17 protein-coding genes are annotated in these 18933 nt (G+C 62.1%); 15 read left to right on the forward strand and 2 right to left on the reverse strand.

Translation table 11 applies throughout. The features are described 5' to 3' along the window. Positions 1-122: 122 nt before the first annotated feature. Positions 123-638 carry a DUF2062 domain-containing protein gene (locus F8N66_RS09660; protein ID WP_150769941.1) on the reverse strand — a complete coding sequence of 172 codons (516 nt, stop codon included), beginning with the start codon at positions 636-638 and terminating at the stop codon, positions 123-125. Between the two features lie 147 nt (positions 639-785). Between F8N66_RS09660 and F8N66_RS09665 the strand changes: the two genes are divergently transcribed. The 12 genes from F8N66_RS09665 to F8N66_RS09720 all read left to right on the forward strand — a co-directional run bounded on the left by F8N66_RS09665 (position 786) and on the right by F8N66_RS09720 (position 12250). Continuing rightward, positions 786-3020, forward strand: a complete 2235-nt coding sequence (locus F8N66_RS09665) for a DNA internalization-related competence protein ComEC/Rec2 (RefSeq protein WP_150769942.1) — start codon at positions 786-788, stop codon at positions 3018-3020. Between the two features lie 98 nt (positions 3021-3118). After that, entirely contained in the window at positions 3119-3754 is a 636-nt protein-coding gene (locus tag F8N66_RS09670; protein WP_175376114.1) for a MotA/TolQ/ExbB proton channel family protein, read from the forward strand. Continuing rightward, positions 3751-4179 (forward strand): ExbD/TolR family protein, encoded by a 429-nt coding sequence (locus tag F8N66_RS09675; protein ID WP_150769943.1) that lies wholly within the window; start codon positions 3751-3753, stop codon positions 4177-4179. Before F8N66_RS09670 ends, F8N66_RS09675 begins: the two co-directional genes overlap by 4 nt. Further along, positions 4179-5189: a tetraacyldisaccharide 4'-kinase gene (gene lpxK / locus F8N66_RS09680; protein WP_150769944.1), complete on the forward strand. Its 1011-nt coding sequence runs from the start codon at positions 4179-4181 to the stop codon at positions 5187-5189. Before F8N66_RS09675 ends, lpxK begins: the two co-directional genes overlap by 1 nt. A gap of 25 nt (positions 5190-5214) precedes the next feature. Further along, positions 5215-5400, forward strand: coding sequence for a Trm112 family protein (locus F8N66_RS09685; RefSeq protein WP_007945752.1), 186 nt, complete (start codon positions 5215-5217; stop codon positions 5398-5400). Beyond that, entirely contained in the window at positions 5397-6161 is a 765-nt protein-coding gene (kdsB, locus tag F8N66_RS09690; protein WP_150769945.1) for a 3-deoxy-manno-octulosonate cytidylyltransferase, read from the forward strand. The genes F8N66_RS09685 and kdsB overlap by 4 nt, the downstream gene beginning before the upstream one ends. Beyond that, positions 6161-6625, forward strand: a complete 465-nt coding sequence (locus tag F8N66_RS09695; protein WP_150769946.1) for a low molecular weight protein-tyrosine-phosphatase — start codon at positions 6161-6163, stop codon at positions 6623-6625. The genes kdsB and F8N66_RS09695 overlap by 1 nt, the downstream gene beginning before the upstream one ends. Continuing rightward, on the forward strand, positions 6622-7641 hold the full coding sequence (gene murB / locus F8N66_RS09700; protein ID WP_150769947.1) for a UDP-N-acetylmuramate dehydrogenase: 1020 nt from the start codon (positions 6622-6624) through the stop codon (positions 7639-7641). Before F8N66_RS09695 ends, murB begins: the two co-directional genes overlap by 4 nt. A gap of 247 nt (positions 7642-7888) precedes the next feature. Beyond that, positions 7889-8359: a (2Fe-2S)-binding protein gene (locus F8N66_RS09705; RefSeq protein WP_150769948.1), complete on the forward strand. Its 471-nt coding sequence runs from the start codon at positions 7889-7891 to the stop codon at positions 8357-8359. Continuing rightward, entirely contained in the window at positions 8356-10677 is a 2322-nt protein-coding gene (locus F8N66_RS09710; protein ID WP_150769949.1) for a xanthine dehydrogenase family protein molybdopterin-binding subunit, read from the forward strand. The genes F8N66_RS09705 and F8N66_RS09710 overlap by 4 nt, the downstream gene beginning before the upstream one ends. Continuing rightward, complete coding sequence (locus F8N66_RS09715) at positions 10677-11660, forward strand: XdhC family protein (RefSeq protein ID WP_150769950.1); 984 nt, start codon at positions 10677-10679, stop codon at positions 11658-11660. The genes F8N66_RS09710 and F8N66_RS09715 overlap by 1 nt, the downstream gene beginning before the upstream one ends. Next, the gene (locus F8N66_RS09720; RefSeq protein WP_150769951.1) at positions 11657-12250 is read left to right on the forward strand and encodes an NTP transferase domain-containing protein; all 594 of its coding nucleotides are present in this window, start codon (positions 11657-11659) and stop codon (positions 12248-12250) included. Before F8N66_RS09715 ends, F8N66_RS09720 begins: the two co-directional genes overlap by 4 nt. A gap of 142 nt (positions 12251-12392) precedes the next feature. On the opposite strand, the gene rne is transcribed toward F8N66_RS09720, so the two are convergent. Further along, on the reverse strand, positions 12393-15584 hold the full coding sequence (gene rne / locus F8N66_RS09725) for a ribonuclease E (RefSeq protein ID WP_150769952.1): 3192 nt from the start codon (positions 15582-15584) through the stop codon (positions 12393-12395). Positions 15585-16285: 701 nt separating this feature from the next. On the opposite strand from rne, the gene rluC reads away from it, so the two are divergent. From rluC to F8N66_RS09740, 3 genes are read left to right on the forward strand one after another with little or no spacing between them, the layout of a single operon-like run. Then, a complete protein-coding gene (rluC, locus tag F8N66_RS09730; protein ID WP_150769953.1) occupies positions 16286-17248 on the forward strand; it encodes a 23S rRNA pseudouridine(955/2504/2580) synthase RluC in 963 nt (320 codons plus the stop codon). Then, positions 17235-17897 carry an HAD-IA family hydrolase gene (locus F8N66_RS09735; RefSeq protein ID WP_150769954.1) on the forward strand — a complete coding sequence of 221 codons (663 nt, stop codon included), beginning with the start codon at positions 17235-17237 and terminating at the stop codon, positions 17895-17897. The genes rluC and F8N66_RS09735 overlap by 14 nt, the downstream gene beginning before the upstream one ends. A gap of 24 nt (positions 17898-17921) precedes the next feature. Further along, positions 17922-18911, forward strand: a complete 990-nt coding sequence (locus F8N66_RS09740; RefSeq protein ID WP_150769955.1) for a S49 family peptidase — start codon at positions 17922-17924, stop codon at positions 18909-18911. Positions 18912-18933: the final 22 nt, after the last annotated feature.

Raw genomic sequence — 18933 nt, forward strand, 5'->3', positions numbered from 1 at the left:
CGATCTTTTGATCTTGATTTTCAACGTCCAAAGATCGCAGCCTCGTTTCTCTCGACAGCTCCTGCATAGCGTCTGCAGCCTGTAAACAAAACGGCCTCCCGATCGGAGGCCGTTTTGCATGCTCACATCCTGCTCTGCTTGCGCCGTCGCCACTGTCGCGAAACCCACCAGCGCCAGTACATCATCACCAGGCAATACGCCAACGCCCCCAGCACCAGGCCCGTTACCACCGAACCCAGCAAGAACGGCTGCCACAAGGTCGAGAGCTCTCCGCTGATCCATTCCCAGGTCAACGCATCCGGCAGATGTCGGGCGGGAACGTCCATCAGCCAGGCGCCAGTCTGGTAGGTGCAAAAAAACACCGCAGGCATGGTGATCGGGTTGGTCAGCCAGACCAGGCTGACGGCGATGGGCATGTTGCCGCGCACGACGATGGCGAGGACGGCAGCGACCAGCATCTGCAACGGAATCGGCAGGAATGCCGCGAACAGACCGACCGCCATCGCCCGGGCGACGGAATGGCGGTTGAGGTGCCAGAGGTTCGGGTCATGCAGCAGGGTGCCGAGAAAGCGTAAGGACTTGTGTTCCCTGATGCTGGTCGGATCTGGCATGTATCGTTTGAATAAGCGCCGGGGCATAAGGCTTCTCGGTCGGTTAAGGCGGCAAGTATGTCTGGATTCTATGAACCGCCCATTCAGACTTTGTGACAATTGATAACGACGGTCGTGCGGTCGAACCGCTATGCCTAGGGACGGGACACCAAGCACTGGCTCAAGGACGGGCGTATGCGCACAGGGATGGTGGCGTTGGCGCTGGGTTTGCTGGCCCTGCGTTTTTTACCGGCGTTGCCGTCGGTCGGTTTGTGGATGTTGTTGCCGGTAGTGGCTTTGATGTTGCTGCCGTTCAAGACCTACCCGGTGGCGTTTTTCCTGTTCGGTTTGAGTTGGGCGTGCGTGCAGGCGCAGGGGGCGCTGGATGATCGCTTGCCGGCGAACCTGGATGGCGAAACACGCTGGATCGAAGGGCGAGTGGTGGGATTGCCGCAGCACAGCGAGGCCGTGGTGCGTTTCGAATTGGCGGACGCCGAATCACGACACGGGAAAGTTCCAAGGCTCTTGCGCCTGGCCTGGTATGACGGACCCCCCGTAAACAGCGGTGAGCGCTGGCGGCTGGCGGTCAAGTTGAAGCGTCCCGCCGGGTTGCTCAATCCCCACGCCTTCGATTACGACGCCTGGCTCCTGGCGCGGCATATCGGCGCGACCGGGACCGTCAAGGACGGCGAGCGACTTGCCGATACACGATGGGCCTGGCGTGACGCGATTCGCCAGCAATTGCAGGCCGTTGACGCTCAGGGACGAACGGGCGCACTGGCGGCGCTGGTGCTGGGCGATGGCGCCGGGCTCAGCCGCGAGGACTGGCAGGTATTACAGGACACCGGCACCGTGCATCTGTTGGTGATTTCCGGGCAACACATCGGGTTGCTGGCGGGGCTGGTGTATGGACTCATTGCCGGGCTCGCTCGTTATGGTCTGTGGCCAGGCCGCCTGCCGTGGCTGCCCTGGGCTTGCGGCCTCGCATTCGCTACCGCCCTGGGTTATGGGTTGTTGGCCGGTTTCGAAGTGCCGGTGCGCCGCGCCTGTTTCATGATCGGCCTGGTGCTGATCTGGCGCTTGCGATTTCGCCACCTTGGCGCCTGGTGGCCGCTGTTGCTGGCGCTCAACGGCGTTCTCTTGCTGGACCCGCTGGCCAGTCTGCAACCGGGGTTCTGGCTGTCCTTCGGAGCCGTGGCGGTGCTGGTCTTCACCTTCAGCGGGCGCCTGGGTGCGTGGCGATGGTGGCAAACCTGGACCCGCGCCCAGTGGCTGATCGCTATCGGCCTGGCGCCGATATTGCTGGTGCTGGGGTTGCCGATCAGTCTCAGCGGCCCGCTGGTCAATCTGCTGGCGGTGCCCTGGATCAGCCTGCTGGTGCTGCCGCCGGCATTGCTTGGGACTTTGCTGCTGCCAGTGCCTTATGCGGGGGAGGGCCTGTTGTGGCTGGCCGGCGGGTTGATCGACTGGCTGTTCAGGGGGCTGGCGCTGATAGCCGGGCAGGTTCCGGCGTGGATACCCGCGGCAGTCCCCTGGTGGGTATGGATCGTGGCGGCATTCGGCGCGCTCCTGCTGTTGCTGCCGCAAGGCATGCCGCTGCGGCCGCTGGGCTGGCCTTTGCTGCTGTTGCTGGTTTTTCCGCCCCGACCGAGCGTGCCTGTGGGCATGGCCGACATCTGGCAGCTGGATGTCGGTCAGGGGCTGGCCGTGCTTGTGCGCACCCGCCATCACGCGTTGCTGTATGACGCCGGGTCGCGCTTCGCAGATAACGACCTCGGCGAGCGCGTGGTGCTGCCGACCTTGCGCAAGCTGGGCGTGGGCGGGCTCGACCTGATGCTGATCAGCCACGCCCACGCCGATCACGCCGGCGGGGCGCGGGCGGTTGCCAAGGGGTTGCCGGTGGCGCGCGTGGTCAGTGGCGAACCCGAGGCATTACCGCCGTCGCTGCAAGCCGGCGACTGCGAGAGCGGTCGGCAATGGACCTGGGACGGTGTGAATTTCCAGCTTTGGCAATGGGCGGATGCCCGCGAAAGCAACCCGAAATCCTGCGTGCTGCAGATCGAAGCCAATGGCGAGCGGCTGCTGCTGACCGGCGATATAGATGCGGCGGCGGAGAAAGCCCTGCTTGACGGCCCGTTGGCCGTGAACACCGATTGGTTGCAGGCGCCACACCATGGCAGCCGCAGTTCGTCTTCGATGGCGTTGCTCAACGCCTTGCAGCCCAAGGCGGTGTTGATCTCCCGTGGCCAGGGCAATTCGTTCGGTCACCCTCATCCGACAGTCCTGGCACGTTATCGAAAACACGGCATGGCCATTCACGACAGTGCGCAACAGGGTGCCATTCATCTGCAACTGGGGCGTTTCCAATCGGCATGGTCGATGCGTCAGGAACGGCGTTTCTGGCGTGATTCGCCCCCTTCGGATAAATAACTGCCCGCTATTACAGCCCGACCGGATGCGACATCACGGTCTTCGGTGCGCCCACCCCCTATGTTAGAGTGGCGCACTTTTTCGAGGGGACTGTCACTGTGTGGGAATTGGTCAAATCCGGCGGCTGGATGATGCTGCCGATCATCCTGAGTTCCATCGCGGCAATGGCGATCGTTGCCGAGCGTCTCTGGACCCTGCGATCCAGCCGCGTCACCCCGGAGCATCTGCTCGGGCAGGTGTGGGTGTGGATCAAGGACAAGCAACTCAATAAAGAAAAACTCAAGGAACTGCGCGCCAATTCGCCGCTGGGCGAGATCCTGGCGGCGGGCCTGGCCAACTCCAAACATGGTCGCGAGATCATGAAAGAGTGCATTGAAGAAGCCGCGGCGCGTGTCATTCACGAACTGGAACGCTACATCAACGCCCTCGGCACCATCGCCGCCATGGCGCCGTTGCTGGGTCTGCTGGGGACGGTGCTGGGCATGATCGACATTTTCAGTGCCTTCATGGGCACGGGCATGACCACCAATGCCGCGGTGTTGGCCGGCGGTATCTCCAAGGCGTTGATCACCACGGCCGCGGGCCTGATGGTGGGTATTCCGTCGGTATTCTTCCACCGTTTCCTGCAACGCCGGATCGATGAACTGGTCGTGGGCATGGAGCAGGAAGCAATCAAATTGGTGGAAGTGGTCCAGGGTGACCGTGACGTGGACCTGGCGGGAGTCAAAGCGTGAAATTCCGCCGCAAGCAACGGGAGAATGTGGACATCAACCTCGCGTCGCTGATCGACGTGGTGTTTATCCTGCTGCTGTTTTTCGTGGTGACCACGACCTTTACCCGGGAAACCCAGTTGCGGGTCGACCTGCCAGAGGCGGTCAGCGGTGCTCCGGCGGAGGATCAGTCCAAGCAGCTGGATATCGCCATTAGTGCCGAAGGCGTGTTCTCGGTGAATAACCAGATCCTGCCGAAAAGCGACCTGGCGACCCTGATGGACGCACTGCAGAAACAATCCAATGGCGACACCAGCCGGCCACTGTCGATCAGTGCCGACGGTAAATCCCAGCATCAGTCGGTGATCATTGCCATGGACGCCGCCGGCAAGCTGGGTTTCAGCCACTTGCGCATGACCACAGTCGAGGCGGCGCCGCCCGCGCCCTGATGGCCATGTCCGAACGCCTGCTCGCCGCGTGGTATCGGGGTCACCCGGCCCTGAAGCTGTTACAGCCGCTGGAGTGGCTGTACCGGCGCGTGGTCAACAACAAGCGCCAGCGTTTCCTGGCGGGCGAGGGCGAGATCTATCAGCCGCCGGTGCCCTTGATTGTCGTCGGGAACATTACCGTCGGCGGCACCGGCAAGACCCCGCTGATCCTGTGGATGATCCAGCATTGCCAGCGCAGCGGCTTGCGGGTCGGCGTGGTTAGCCGTGGCTACGGTGCCAGGCCGCCGCACTTGCCGTGGCGGGTCGAGGCTGATCAGGGCGCCGACGTTGCCGGTGACGAACCGCTGTTGATCGTCCAGCGCACGGGCGTGCCATTGATGATCGACCCGGACCGCAGCCGCGCCGTCCAGGCCTTGCTGGCGAGCGAGCCACTGGACCTGATCCTGTCCGATGACGGCATGCAGCATTACCGCCTGGCCCGTGACCTGGAGCTGGTGCTGATCGACGCCGCCCGTGGCCTGGGCAACCAGCGTTGCCTGCCGGCCGGGCCCCTGCGCGAGCCGGTCGAGCGCCTGCAAAGCGTCGACGCGGTGCTGTACAACGGCGCCGAGGCTGATCGCGACGGTGGCTTTGCTTTTCAGTTGCAACCGACCTCTCTGATCAATCTGCGCAGTGGTCAACAGCGTCCCCTCGATCACTTTCCCGCAGGCCAGGCGCTGCACGCCGTGGCCGGGATCGGCAACCCCCGGCGTTTCTTCAAGACCCTCGAAACGCTACACTGGCAGCCAGTCCCGCATGCATTCGCCGACCACGCCGAATACAGCGTGCAGGCCTTGAATTTCACGCCGTCATTGCCATTGGTGATGACCGAAAAGGACGCGGTGAAGTGCCGTGCCTTCGCCGCCGCCGATTGGTGGTACCTGGCGGTCGATGCTGTGCCATCGCCGGCTTTCGTGGCCTGGTTCGATACACAGTTGATGCGCCTGTTGCCGGCTCGTCTGTTGCCTTAACTCCGTTTTTATCCAGGGAATGCTCATGGACACCAAATTGCTCGACATCCTCGCTTGCCCGGTCTGCAAAGGCCCGCTCAAGCTCAGCGCCGACAAGACCGAGCTGATCAGCAAGGGCGCGGGTCTCGCCTATCCGATTCGCGACGGTATCCCGGTGATGCTCGAAACCGAAGCCCGCACCCTGACCACCGACGAGCGCCTGGATAAATGACCACAGCCTTTACCGTTGTCATTCCATCGCGATACGCCTCGACCCGTTTGCCGGGCAAGCCGCTGCTGCTGATCGCCGGCAAGCCGATGATCCAGCACGTCTGGGAACAGGCGAGCAAAAGCAGTGCCCAGCGTGTGGTGGTGGCGACCGACGATGCGCGCATCGTCGAAGCCTGCCAGGGGTTTGGCGCCGAAGTGGTGCTGACCCGTGAAGATCACAATTCCGGTACCGATCGCCTGGCGGAAGTCGCGGCGAAACTGGGCCTGGCGCCAGATGCCATCGTGGTCAACGTCCAGGGTGATGAACCCCTGATTCCGCCGAGCGTGATCGATCAGGTCGCGGCCAACCTGGCGGCTCACACCGAAGCGCGCATGGCCACCTTGGGCGAGCCGATCGAAGACGTCGAAACCCTGTTCAATCCCAACGTGGTCAAGGTCGTCAGCGACATCAACGGCCTGGCCCTGACCTTCAGTCGCGCCACGTTGCCTTGGGCACGGGATGCCTTTGCCCAGACTCGCGATCAGCTTCCGCAAGGTGTGCCGTACCGTCGTCACATCGGCATTTACGCCTATCGCGCCGGCTTCCTGCACGACTTCGTCAGCTGGGGCCCGTGCTGGCTGGAAAACACCGAGTGCCTGGAGCAACTGCGGGCACTGTGGCACGGCGTACGGATTCACGTCGCCGACGCACTGATCGCGCCACCACCTGGCGTTGATACCGTTGAAGACCTAGAGCGCGTTCGTCGCCTGCTGGAGGCCTGATGCGGGTTCTGTTTGTCTGCCTGGGCAACATCTGCCGGTCACCCACCGCCGAAGGCGTGTTGCGGCATAAATTGCGCGAAGCGGGGCTGGCCGATCAAGTCGAAGTCGCTTCCGCCGGCACCGGCGACTGGCACGTCGGCAAGGCGCCGGACAAGCGTAGCCAGGCCGCGGCCAGGCTGCGCGGCTACGACCTGTCCGCCCAGCGCGCCCAGCAAGTGACCCGCGCCGATTTCGCCACCTACGACCTGATCCTGGCGATGGACAACAGCAACCTGCGCAACCTCAAGGCCTTGCAGCCGGCCAAGGGTAAAGCCGAGCTGGACCTGTTCCTGCGTCGTTATCAGTCCGAACTCGATGAAGTGCCGGACCCGTATTACGACGGCGAGCAGGGTTTCGAACAGGTGCTGGACCTGATCGAGCGTGCCAGCGATTTGCTGGTGGTCGAACTGAAGGGACGGTTATGAGTTTGCAGGTGCGATCACAGGTTTCCCTCAAGCCGTACAACAGTTTTGGCGTAGACGTTCAGGCCCGCCTGTTTGCCGAAGCCCACAGCGATGCCGATGTGCGAGAGGCCCTGGCCTATGTGCAAGCGCATGATGTGCCGCTGCTGGTGATTGGCGGTGGCAGCAATCTGCTGCTGACGGCCGACATCCAGGCACTGGTGTTGCGCATGGCCACGCGCGGGGTTCGCGTGGTGAGTGACGACGGCAGACAAGTGGTGATCGAGGCCGAGGCGGGCGAGCCGTGGCACCCGTTCGTGCAGCACACCCTGGCGCAGGGGTTGTCGGGCCTGGAAAACCTCAGCCTGATTCCCGGCACCGTTGGCGCGGCACCGATGCAGAACATCGGCGCCTACGGGGTCGAGATCAAGGACGTGTTCGCCGGCCTGACCGCCCTCGATCGCCAGACGGGCGAACTGCGCGACTTCACCCTGGAAGAATGCAACTTCGCCTACCGCGACAGCCTGTTCAAGCAGGAACCGGGGCGCTGGTTGATCCTGCGCGTGCGCTTCACCCTCGACCGCACCGCGCACCTGCACCTGGAATACGGCCCGGTGCGGCAACGTTTGACCGAGCAAGGCATCGAGCATCCGACGGCCAGCGATGTCAGCCAGGCCATTTGCAGCATCCGCAACGAAAAGCTCCCGGACCCGGCGGTGCTCGGTAACGCCGGCAGTTTCTTCAAGAACCCTCTGGTTTCGGCGGCGCTGGTGGCACAGCTCAAGGTGCAACACCCGGATCTTGTGGCCTACGCGCAACCCGACGGGCAGATGAAGCTGGCCGCCGGCTGGCTGATCGAGCGGGCCGGGTGGAAGGGATTCCGCGAAGCCGATGCCGGCGTGCATAAGCTGCAGGCGCTGGTGCTGGTGAACTATGGGGAGGCCACCGGCCTGCAATTGCTGGATCTGGCGCAGCGCATTCAGAAAGATATTTCAGAGCGTTTCCAGGTTGAGTTGGAAATGGAGCCGAACCGGTATTGAGCTAAGCTTTCAAGGTTCAATCCAAAGCCCTGCACTGATCAAAAGTGCAGGGCTTTTTTGTTAATGCTGCGTTAACTTAGCGAGCTAACGATGCAATGCATTTCTTTCACCAAAGGCCCGGTGCAGACGTTCCCGTCGGCATAAGAGAGCCCCCATTAGCCTGAGCCGATCTGCGTGATGCCAACCGCTGATGTTCCGGCGGCAGATTGCTCGACCCCATAACCTTTACAACTATGCGGGCGTGCCCATGATTACCCTGAAGCTCAATGGTCAAGACCATCAACTCGATGTCACCGAGGACATGCCGCTACTCTGGGCAATCCGCGACGTGGCCGGTTACAACGGCACCAAATTCGGCTGCGGCATGGGCCTGTGTGGTGCCTGCACCATTCATATCGAAGGCGCTCCGGCGCGCAGCTGCATCACGCCGATCGGCTCGGTGGTCGGGCAAAACGTCACGACCATCGATAACCTGAACGCCGACCCGGTTGGCAAAGTCGTGCAGCAAGCCTGGCTCGATACGGCCGTGGCGCAATGCGGTTTCTGCCAGGGCGGGCAAATCATGTCCGCCACCGCGCTGCTCAAGACCCACCCGAACCCGAGCGACGAACAGATCGAAGAGGCGATGGTCGGCAACATCTGCCGCTGCGGTACCTACAACCGCATCAAGACCGCCATCCGCCAGGCATCCACTCACCTGAAGGAGGCCAAGGCATGAGCCGTTTACCGAATGATTTCGCCCTGAGCAATCTCAGTCGGCGTGGTTTCCTCAAGGGCGTAGGGGCCACCGGTGCGTTGGTGGTTGCCGCGAGTTGGGGCTGGCAGGACGTGTTTGCCGAAGGGGAAGAGAAACTGTTCGGCGCCGACGGCATGCCCAATAAATGGGTCGACGATCCCAAGGTGTACGTCAGCATCGCCGCCGATGGCACGGTGACCGTGGTCTGTAACCGTTCGGAAATGGGCCAGGGCGTACGCACCAGCCTGACCATGGTCGTGGCCGACGAACTGGAAGCCGACTGGGCGCGGGTCAAAGTGCGGCAGGCGCCGGGTGATGAAGTGCGCTTCGGTAACCAGGACACTGACGGTTCACGCAGCATGCGCCATTGGTACGAGCCGATGCGCCGTTGCGGTGCCGCCGCACGAACCATGCTGGAACAGGCCGCGGCCGACCAGTGGAAGGTGCCGGTGGGTGAATGCCATGCGCAACTGCACAAGGTCATCCATAAGCCCACCGGTCGCGAACTGGACTATGGCGCCCTGGCCGCCGCTGCGGGCGCCCTGGCCGTACCGGCGCGTGACAGCCTGAAGCTCAAGCAACCATCGGAATTCCGCTACATCGGCAAGGAAGGCACCAAGGCCATCGACGGTGACGACATCGTCAACGGTCGCGCGGTGTATGGCGCCGACGTGCATTTCGACGGCATGCTGTTCGCGACTATCGCCCGGCCTGCGGTATATGGCGGCAAGGTCAAGAGTTTCGATGCCACGGCGGCGATGAAAGTCCCCGGCGTGGTCAAGGTCCTGCAGATCGAGAGCCGTCCGCTGCCGTCGGAGTTTCAGCCACTGGGCGGCATAGCGGTGGTGGCGAACAATACCTGGGCGGCGATCAAAGGTCGCGAGGCGCTTAAAATCGAATGGGATGACGGTCCCAATGCCAGTTACGACTCGATCGCTTATCGCAAGGAACTGGAAGCGTCTTCCCTGAAACCCGGCAAAGTGGTGCGCAATAGCGGCAACATCGACGACGCGATGAAAAGCGCCGACAGCACCCTGGAAGCGTCCTATTACCTGCCGCATCTGTCGCAGTCGCCGATGGAGCCGATGGTCGGTATTGCCCGTTACAAGGATGGAGTGTGCGAAGCCTGGGGGCCTAGCCAGGCGCCGCAGGTCACCCGCGAGCGGATCGGCGAACGCCTGGGGCTGCCATTCGACAGCGTCACCTTCAATGTCACCCTGCTGGGCGGCGGTTTCGGTCGCAAGTCCAAGCCGGATTTCATCATTGAAGCTGCCATCCTGGCCAAGGAATTCCCCGGCAAGGCCGTGCGGGTGCAGTGGACCCGCGAAGACGACATTCATTGTTCCTATTTCCACACCGTGTCGGTGGAGCACCTCAAAGCCAGCCTGAACAAGGATGGCCTGCCGTCCGGCTGGCTGCACCGTACGGTAGCACCGAGCATCACCGCATTGTTTGCGCCCGGCATGAACCATGAGGCGGCTTTCGAGTTGGGCATGGGCTTCACCAACATGGCCTACGCAATCCCCAATGTGCGCCTGGAAAACCCCGAGGCGACCGTGCACACCCGGGTCGGCTGGTATCGCTCGGTGTCGAACATCCCTCACGGTTTTGCGATTCAAAGCTTTATCGATGAATTGGCGCACAAGGCCAAGGAAGATCCGCTCAAGTACCAGATCAAACTGCTCGGCCCGGACCGCAAGATCGATCCGCGCACCTTGAGCGAAGAGTGGAACTACGGCGAATCGCCCGAGCGTTATCCAATTGATACCGCACGCTTGCGTACGGTGCTGGAAACCGCTGCCAAAGCCGCCGGTTGGGGACGTGAGTTGCCGAAGGGCCGAGGCCTGGGCCTGGCGGTGCACTACAGTTTCGTGACCTACGTGGCGGCGGTGATCGAGGTCGAAGTCAAAGAGGATGGCACCTTGATTGTGCATAAGGCTGACATCGCCGTGGATTGCGGGCCGCAGATCAACCCCGAGCGCATTCGCGCGCAGTTCGAGGGCGCTTGTGTGATGGGCCTGGGCAACGCGGTGCTGGGCGAGATCAGTTTCAAGGACGGCAAGGTCCAGCAGGACAACTTCCACATGTACGAAGTGGCGCGCATGTCCCTGGCGCCGAAGGAAGTCGCGGTGCATCTGGTCACGCCACCGGGCACGGTGCCGTTGGGCGGTGTCGGTGAGCCGGGCGTGCCTCCGATTGCTCCGGCGCTGTGCAACGCGATTTTCGCCGCCACCGGTAAACGCATCCGCGACCTGCCGGTTCGCTACCAGTTGCAGGGCTGGCAGAAGGCCGGGGCCTGATGGACAGCGTCGATCTGAACGTTCTGCGCAGCGTGCTGGAATGGCGCCGCGCCGGTCAGCGGGTGGTGCTGTACAGCGTGGTCCAGACCTGGGGCACCGCGCCCCGGGCACCTGGCGCCATGCTGGCCTTGCGCGAGGATGGCGTAGTGATTGGCTCGGTGTCAGGCGGTTGCGTTGAGGACGACCTGATCGCGCGATTGCATGACGGTCGCATCCCTACGGACGGTCCGCCCGTGCAACTGATCACCTACGGTGTGACCCGCGAAGAGGCCGCTCGCTTTGGTTTGCCATGCGGAGGCACGTTGCGCCTGACGGAGGAACGCGTCGGCGACCCGGCGTGGGTCGCACAATTACTGGCGCACTGCGAGGATCACCAGATCGTCGCCCGTTCGCTGGATATTGCGACCGGTGAAGTGGTTTTACAGCCAGCCGACAAGACGGATGTACTGACATTCGATGGCCGTACGCTTCGGGCGATTTACGGCCCGCGCTGGCGTTTGTTGCTGATCGGGGCGGGGCAACTGTCCCGCTATGTTGCCGAAATGGCCCGGTTACTGGATTTCGAAGTGCTGATCTGCGATCCACGCAGCGAGTTCGTCTACGGTTGGGAACCGCAGCACGGCCGATTCGTCTCGGGCATGCCCGACGAGGCGGTGCTGAACATCCAGACCGACGAGCGCACAGCCATCGTCGCCCTGACTCACGACCCGCGCCTGGATGACATGGCCTTGCTCACGGCCCTTGATTCCAGGGCCTTTTATGTCGGTGCGCTGGGTTCACGGGTCAACAGCCAGAAGCGCCGGGACAACCTGGCGCAACTAGGCTTGTCTCGACAGGCCATCGAACGGCTGCACGGCCCGATCGGCTTGCACATCGGCAGCCATAGCCCGGCGGAAATTGCCTTGTCATTGATGGCCGAGATTGTGGCAATCAAGAACGGCGTCGAGTTGAAACAGAAAAAGCCGTTGCGGGAGGGCGTATGAGTGAACCCGTCGGTGTCATCGTCCTGGCGGCGGGGCAGGGCAGTCGGTTTCGCCAGGTGGCGGGCGATGACAGGGACAAGTTACTGGCCGATTGCACGGGGCGGGATGGCGTGGTCCGTTCGGTGATCGAGCACGCACTGCTGAATGTGCCGACCGCGCTGGACAGGCGCGTGCTGGTGACGACAGCCGATCGGCCGCAAGTCATCCGTATGGCCAAGGCCTATGGCTGCGAGATCGTGCTGATCGAGTCAACCGGAATGGGCGACAGCATTGCGGCCGGGGTGGCGGCGTGTGCGGGGCTGGCTGGCTGGCTGATGGTGTTGGGGGATATGCCGTTCGTCCTCCCATCGAGCATCGAGCAGGTCGTTGCGCGGGTGGCGGATGATTGCATCAGCGTGCCGTTGCAGGAGGGTGAATTTGGGCATCCAGTGGGTTTCGGGCGCAGCTTTGGTCCGGAATTGATGGCGCTGTCGGGTGATCGGGGGGCAAAACCGCTGTTTGCCCAAGGGCGGGTGATTGAAGTGGCGGTGGATGATCCTGGCGTGTTGTGGGATGTGGATGTGCCCGAGAAGTTGGTGTTTAGGCTATAGCAAAAAGATCGCAGCCTTCGGCATCTCCTACAGGGTGTACGCCATTTCAATGCAGGAGCTGCCGACGGCTGCGATCCTTTGACTGGACATAAAAAAGCCCCGCCTGGGTTCACCAGGCGGGGCTTCTTATTGGCTGGAGGAATCAGACGAGGGGTTTAGGCTCGTGCTCTTTTTCCTGGGCCTGTTCGTGTTGCTCCACCGCGTCCTGAACGGAGCGAGGTGCTTCGTGGATCACGGACTCGGCAGGCTCGGCAACCACTTCGGCAACCGGGGCAGGTGCTGCCTCGACCACGTCAGCGACAATCGCTTCAGCCGGAGCAGCAGCGGCAGCCAGTTCGGCTTCTTTCTGCAGGCGCTCGGCTTCACGCTTGCGACGACGCACTTCACGTGGGTCGTTCGGCGCACGGCCACTTGGCGTCAGGCTGCTGACAGCGGCAGCTTCGACTACGGGAGCAGGCACTTCGGCAACCACCGGCGCTTCAACCGCCGGCGCAGGCTCGGCAGCGGCAACCACTGGCTCGGAGACCACGGCTTCAACCACTTCGGCTTCAACGACGGGGGCGGGTGCTTCGGCAGCGGCTGGTTCGGCAACCCAGTTGAACGCGGTTTGCTCTTCGCGAACCTCGCGAACGGCTTCGGTCACGGTTTCGGTCACGGTTTCTGCGGCAATCACGGGTTCCGCGATGACGGCAGGTTCGGTGACCGCTTCAGCCACAGGCTGAGCTTCAGGGGCTGGCGCCAGTTCGATTTCCGGCGATGCGGTAGCTTCGACCGGTGTCGTCGCTTCAACGGCTGGCGCTTCGACTGGAGCAGTTTCCAGGCTGGCGGCAGTGGCGCGTTCGGCTTGCTCGTTGGCTTGGGCTTCGGCAGGAGCGCTGATCACGGAGCTGGCGACAGCAGCAGTCACCGCCAGGCCGGCGGCCAGGTCGGCAGCGCTTGGCGCTTCGCTGGTCTCGTTGGCGTCGCCGGACTCGGCATCATCCGAACCTTCGATCACGTTGCCATTGGCATCACGCTGACGCTCACGGCGGTTGCTGCGACGACGCTGACCACGCGAACGGCGGCGTGGGCGATCGCCTTCGGCGCCGTCCTGACCGTCTTCCTGCAGTTGCTCTTCGCTGGTTGGCAGCTCTTCTTCGGCAACGGCGGCAGCGGCTTGCTCGGCGCGCGGTTGACGTTCTTCACGCGGTGGGCGTGGAGCGCGTTCTTCGCGTGGCTGGCGGGCTGGACGCTCTTCAGCGGTCACAGCGGCAGCCGGAGCAGCATCCAGAGGTTCACGCAGTTCACGTACGCGTTCTTCACGCTCGCCACGTGGCTTGCGATCTTCACGTGGAGGGCGCGGAGCACGTTCTTCACGCGGTGCACGTGGCGCGCGTTCTTCGCGAGCGACGGCTGGCGTTTCTTCACGGACTTCACGGACTTCGCGCGGCTGACGCTCTTCGCGTGGTTCACGTGGTGCGCGCTCTTCACGCGGTGCACGTTCTTCGCGAGGCTTGCGTTCTTCGTCACGGCGACCGTTACGGTTGCGGGTCTGCTGACGACCGTTGCGACGCTCTTCGTTGCGAGCCGGACGCTCGGCGGCCGGTTTTTCAACCGCGACCGGAGCAGCTGGCTCTTCCTTGGTGGCGAACAGGCTCACCAGGGATTTCACCAGGCCTTTGAACAGGCTTGGCTCTGGCGCAGCCACTGGAGCGGCAACCGGAGCAACAACTTCAGTCGGCACCGGCGCATTGGCGCGGGCCGGTGCAGTCTTGACCGCGGCTTCCTGGCGAACCAGGGTGCGGGTCGCGGCGGCCGGCTGGACTTCTTCCACGTCGGCAGCGGCAGCGGCGATTTCGTAGCTGGACTGGTTGGTGGCGGCTTCCGGGCTGTCATCGCGCAGACGCTGGACTTCGAAATGCGGCGTTTCGAGGTGATCGTTCGGCAGAATGACGATGCGGGCGCGGGTGCGCAGTTCGATCTTGGTGATCGAGTTGCGTTTTTCGTTGAGCAGGAACGCGGCCACCGGGATCGGCACCTGGGCACGAACTTCGGCGGTTCGGTCTTTCAGGGCTTCTTCTTCGATCAGGCGCAGGATCGCCAGCGACAGCGATTCAACATCGCGGATGATGCCGGTGCCGCTGCAACGCGGGCAAACGATGCCGCTGCTTTCACCCAGGGATGGGCGCAGGCGCTGACGGGACATTTCCAGCAGGCCGAAGCGCGAGATGCGGCCGACTTGCACGCGAGCGCGGTCGGCTTCCAGGCATTCGCGGACTTTCTCTTCCACGGCGCGCTGGTTCTTGGCAGGGGTCATGTCGATGAAGTCGATGACGATCAGGCCGCCGATGTCGCGCAGGCGCAACTGACGGGCGATTTCTTCGGCGGCTTCAAGGTTGGTCTGCAGGGCGGTTTCTTCGATATCGCTGCCTTTGGTGGCGCGCGCCGAGTTGATGTCGATGGACACCAGGGCTTCGGTCGGATCGATCACGATGGAGCCGCCGGAAGGCAGTTCGACGACGCGCTGGAAAGCGGTTTCGATCTGGCTTTCGATCTGGAAGCGGTTGAACAGCGGAACGCTGTCTTCGTACAGCTTGATCTTGCTGGCGTACTGCGGCATCACCTGGCGGATGAACGTCAGGGCTTCGTCCTGGGCTTCAACGCTGTCGATCAGCACTTCGCCGATGTCCTGGCGCAGGTAATCGCGGATGGCGCGGATGATCACGTTGCTTTCCTGATAGATCAGGAATGGCGCGGAACGGTCCAGGGACGCTTCTTTGATGGCGGTCCACAGTTGCAGCAGGTAATCGAGGTCCCACTGCATTTCTTCGCTGCTGCGGCCCAGGCCGGCAGTGCGCACGATCAGGCCCATGTCGGCCGGTGCAACCAGGCCGTTCAGGGCTTCACGCAGTTCATTGCGCTCTTCGCCTTCGATGCGACGGGAAATACCGCCGGCACGCGGGTTGTTCGGCATCAGCACCAGGTAACGACCGGCCAGGCTGATGAAGGTGGTCAGGGCTGCGCCCTTGTTGCCACGCTCTTCTTTTTCGACCTGAACGATGACTTCCTGGCCTTCGCTCAGGACGTCCTTGATGTTGACGCGGCCTTCGGGGGCTTTCTTGAAGTATTCGCGGGAAATTTCTTTGAGGGGCAGGAAGCCGTGGCGCTCAGAGCCGAAATCGACAAAGGCAGCTTCAAGGCTTGGTTCGATGCGAGTGATCCGGCCTTTATAGATGTTGGCTTTCTTCTGCTCGCGTGCACCGGATTCGATGTCCAGGTCGTAGAGGCGCTGGCCATCTACCAGTGCAACACGCAACTCTTCGGGTTGAGTTGCGTTAATCAGCATTCTTTTCATGTAGTACCGTCGGTTTCCGGGCTGCCGGAAACGGCGTTCGGCACACACGACTTCTCACGGTCGGTGTCAGGTGCGTCGGGAGTGGTTGGCCAATCCCGTGTCCAGCGATGTCCGGCCAATGTGGGCCTGCATCGCGACGTACGCGTCCTGCTTGCTGTGGCTACTTAAGCACTCAGTCAGGAGGAGGAATCAACCGGCGGCTGTGGACGAGATGAAGCGTCTTGATAAAGCCTAATGCTACACAGTCCAGCGGTTGTGCATCTCCACCCTACACGTATCCCTGATAATTCGGGTGCTGCCGCGCGCAGAATCCGCAGCGGGTTGGCATTTACCGTGAGCTCCGAAAGGGGAGGTCACGCATCATGGCTAATTTAGGCGTTGTTTCCGAAGCGTTCGCTCGGGGTCATTCGCAGCTGACTGCACTTTGTGAACTGGCCATGAATATGGGCTCGCATAGCGAGTGAAAACTCTGCTCTGCGGCGTGATTCAGGCCTCATGTCACCTGCGCTTGTTACACCTGCAAACTCCACCGTTACGTAGCGAAAGCCCCGTAGGACGGCCTCGCGTCCTGGTGAATTGCGATGGTCAGGGCCGGTTTTTGACCGTTGGTCCGCTGTCCAGGCCGCTTTTGGCGGCGTTCGCGACTATAGCAGTAATGATTAAGTGCTTCAATTCCATAAAAAATTGATATCATCCGCGTCATGACGACTACTGCCCCCTCGACCCCAGGCGTACAACTGCTTGAGGTCTCGCCGGAATATGCCGGCCAACGTATTGATAACTTCCTTCTCGCTCGGCTCAAAGGCGTGCCCAAGACCTTGATTTACCGCATTTTGCGCAAAGGCGAAGTGCGGGTGAACAAAGGTCGGATCAAGCCCGAATACAAGCTGCAGGCGGGCGATATCGTGCGCGTGCCGCCGGTTCGCGTGCCTGAGCGTGACGAGCCGGTGCCCCTGGCCCAAGGGCTGCTGCAGCGCCTCGAAGCCTCGATTGTCTATGAGGACAAGGCGCTGATCGTGGTCAACAAGCCTTGCGGAATTGCCGTTCACGGCGGCAGTGGCCTGAATTACGGTGTGATCGAAGCATTCCGCCAGCTGCGGCCGGATTGCAAGGAGCTTGAGCTGGTTCATCGTCTCGACCGTGACACCTCCGGCCTGCTGATGATTGCCAAAAAACGCAGCATGCTGCGCCACTTGCACACAGCGTTGCGCGGCGATGGCGTCGACAAGCGCTACATGGCGCTGGTTCGCGGTAATTGGGCCTCTTCGATCAAGCAGGTCCGTGCCCCGCTGGGCAAGAGCAATCTGCGTTCCGGTGAGCGTATGGTCGAGGTCGACGAGGAGGAGGGCAAGGAGTCGGTGACCGTGTTCAAGGTCCTGCGTCGCTTCGGTGACTTTGCCACCATGATCGAGGCCAAGCCCATCACTGGTCGAACTCATCAGATTCGCGTCCATACCCTGCATGCCGGCCACTGCATTGCCGGTGACACCAAGTACGGCGATGACGATTTCAGCAAGGAAATCCGTGACCTGGGCGGTAAGCGCCTGTTCCTGCACGCCTACATGCTGACTGTACCGCTGCCCGATGGTGGCGAGCTGAAGCTTCAGGCGCCCGTCGATGAGATGTGGGCCAAGACTGTGGAGCGCCTGAGTGCACCCTTCTGATTACAAGCTGCTGGTTTTCGATTGGGATGGCACGCTGGCCGATTCCATTGGTCGGATTGTCGAAGCGATGCACGTGGCATCCGAGCGCTCCGGTTTTGCATTGCGCGATGATTTCGCTGTCAAGGGCATCATCGGCCTGGGGCTGCCCGAGGCGATCCGCACCTTGTATCCCGACATCGGCGATGCGGAGCTGGTAGCTTTTCGCCAGCACTATGCGGATCACTACATCGCTTCGGAGGCTGTGCCTTCGCCCTTGTTCGAGGGCGTGGTTGAGTCGATGGAGGCGTTTCGGGTCGAGGGTTATCACCTGGCGGTCGCGACCGGCAAGGCGCGTCGCGGGCTGGATCGGGTGCTGAAGTCCCATGGTTGGGAAGACTATTTTGATATCACGCGTGCGGCTGACGAAACCGCCAGCAAGCCGCATCCGTTGATGCTTGAACAGATCCTTGCCCATTGCGAAGTTCGTCCGGAGCAGGCGCTGATGGTTGGCGACTCGTCCTTCGACTTGCAGATGGCGCGCAATGCGGGCATGGACTCGGTGGCTGTCAGCTATGGCGCCCAGTCGATCGAGGCACTGAAACTGTTCGAGCCACGGCTGGCCATTGATCGCTTTTCAGAATTGCATGCCTGGCTGAGTCAGCGGGCTTAATACGTTTTTGCTGGGGTAGATGGCATGACCGACGAATGGAAAGCGCCCGCCAAGGCGAGCGCAGAGAACGGTGACGACAAAAGCTGGAAGCTGCTGGAAAAGACACTGCTGGCCGGTGTGCAAGAGCAGCGTCGGTCCCGTCGCTGGGGGATTTTCTTCAAGCTGCTGACCTTTGTTTACCTGTTCGGCGCGCTGCTCCTGTTCACGCCGCTGATGGATATGGAAAAGGCTGCCACTCGCAGCGGCAACTACACGGCGCTGATTGATGTGATCGGCGTGATCGCCGACAAGGAGCCGGCCAGCGCTGACAATATCGTGGGCAGCCTGCGCGCCGCCTTCGAGGATGACAAGGTCAAGGGCGTCATCCTGCGAATCAACAGTCCGGGTGGCAGCCCGGTGCAATCGGGTTACGTCTATGACGAGATTCGTCGTCTGCGTGGCCTGCACCCGGAAACCAAATTGTATGCTGTGATTTCGGATCTGGGTGCGTCCGGTGCCTATTACATCGCCAGCGCGGCCGATCAGATCTATGCCGACAAGGCGAGCCTGGTGGGTTCCATTGGTGTGACGGCGGCCGGCTACGGCTTCGTGGGCACCATGGAGAAGCTGGGGGTCGAGCGTCGCACCTACACCTCTGGTGAGCACAAATCGTTTCTTGATCCTTTTCAGCCACAGAAACCCGAGGAAACAGCGTTCTGGCAGGGTGTGCTCGACACCACGCACAAGCAGTTCATCAACAGCGTCAAGCAGGGCCGTGGCGAGCGCCTGAAGGACAAGGAGCATCCGGAGCTGTTCTCCGGGCTGGTCTGGTCCGGTGAGCAGGCGCTGCCGCTGGGGTTGATCGATGGCCTGGGTAATGCCAGCTCCGTGGCGCGTGATGTGATCGGCGAGAAAGAACTGGTGGACTTCACTGTTCAGGAATCGCCGTTCGACCGCTTCTCGAAAAAGCTGGGTGCCAGCGTGGCGGAGCATTTGGCGATGTGGATGGGCTTTAACGGTCCATCGTTGCGCTAACGGTCCGGTTGCATAAAAAGAT

Source organism: Pseudomonas fluorescens, assembly GCF_902498195.1.
Classification (GTDB): Bacteria; Pseudomonadota; Gammaproteobacteria; order Pseudomonadales; family Pseudomonadaceae; genus Aquipseudomonas; species Aquipseudomonas fluorescens_BU.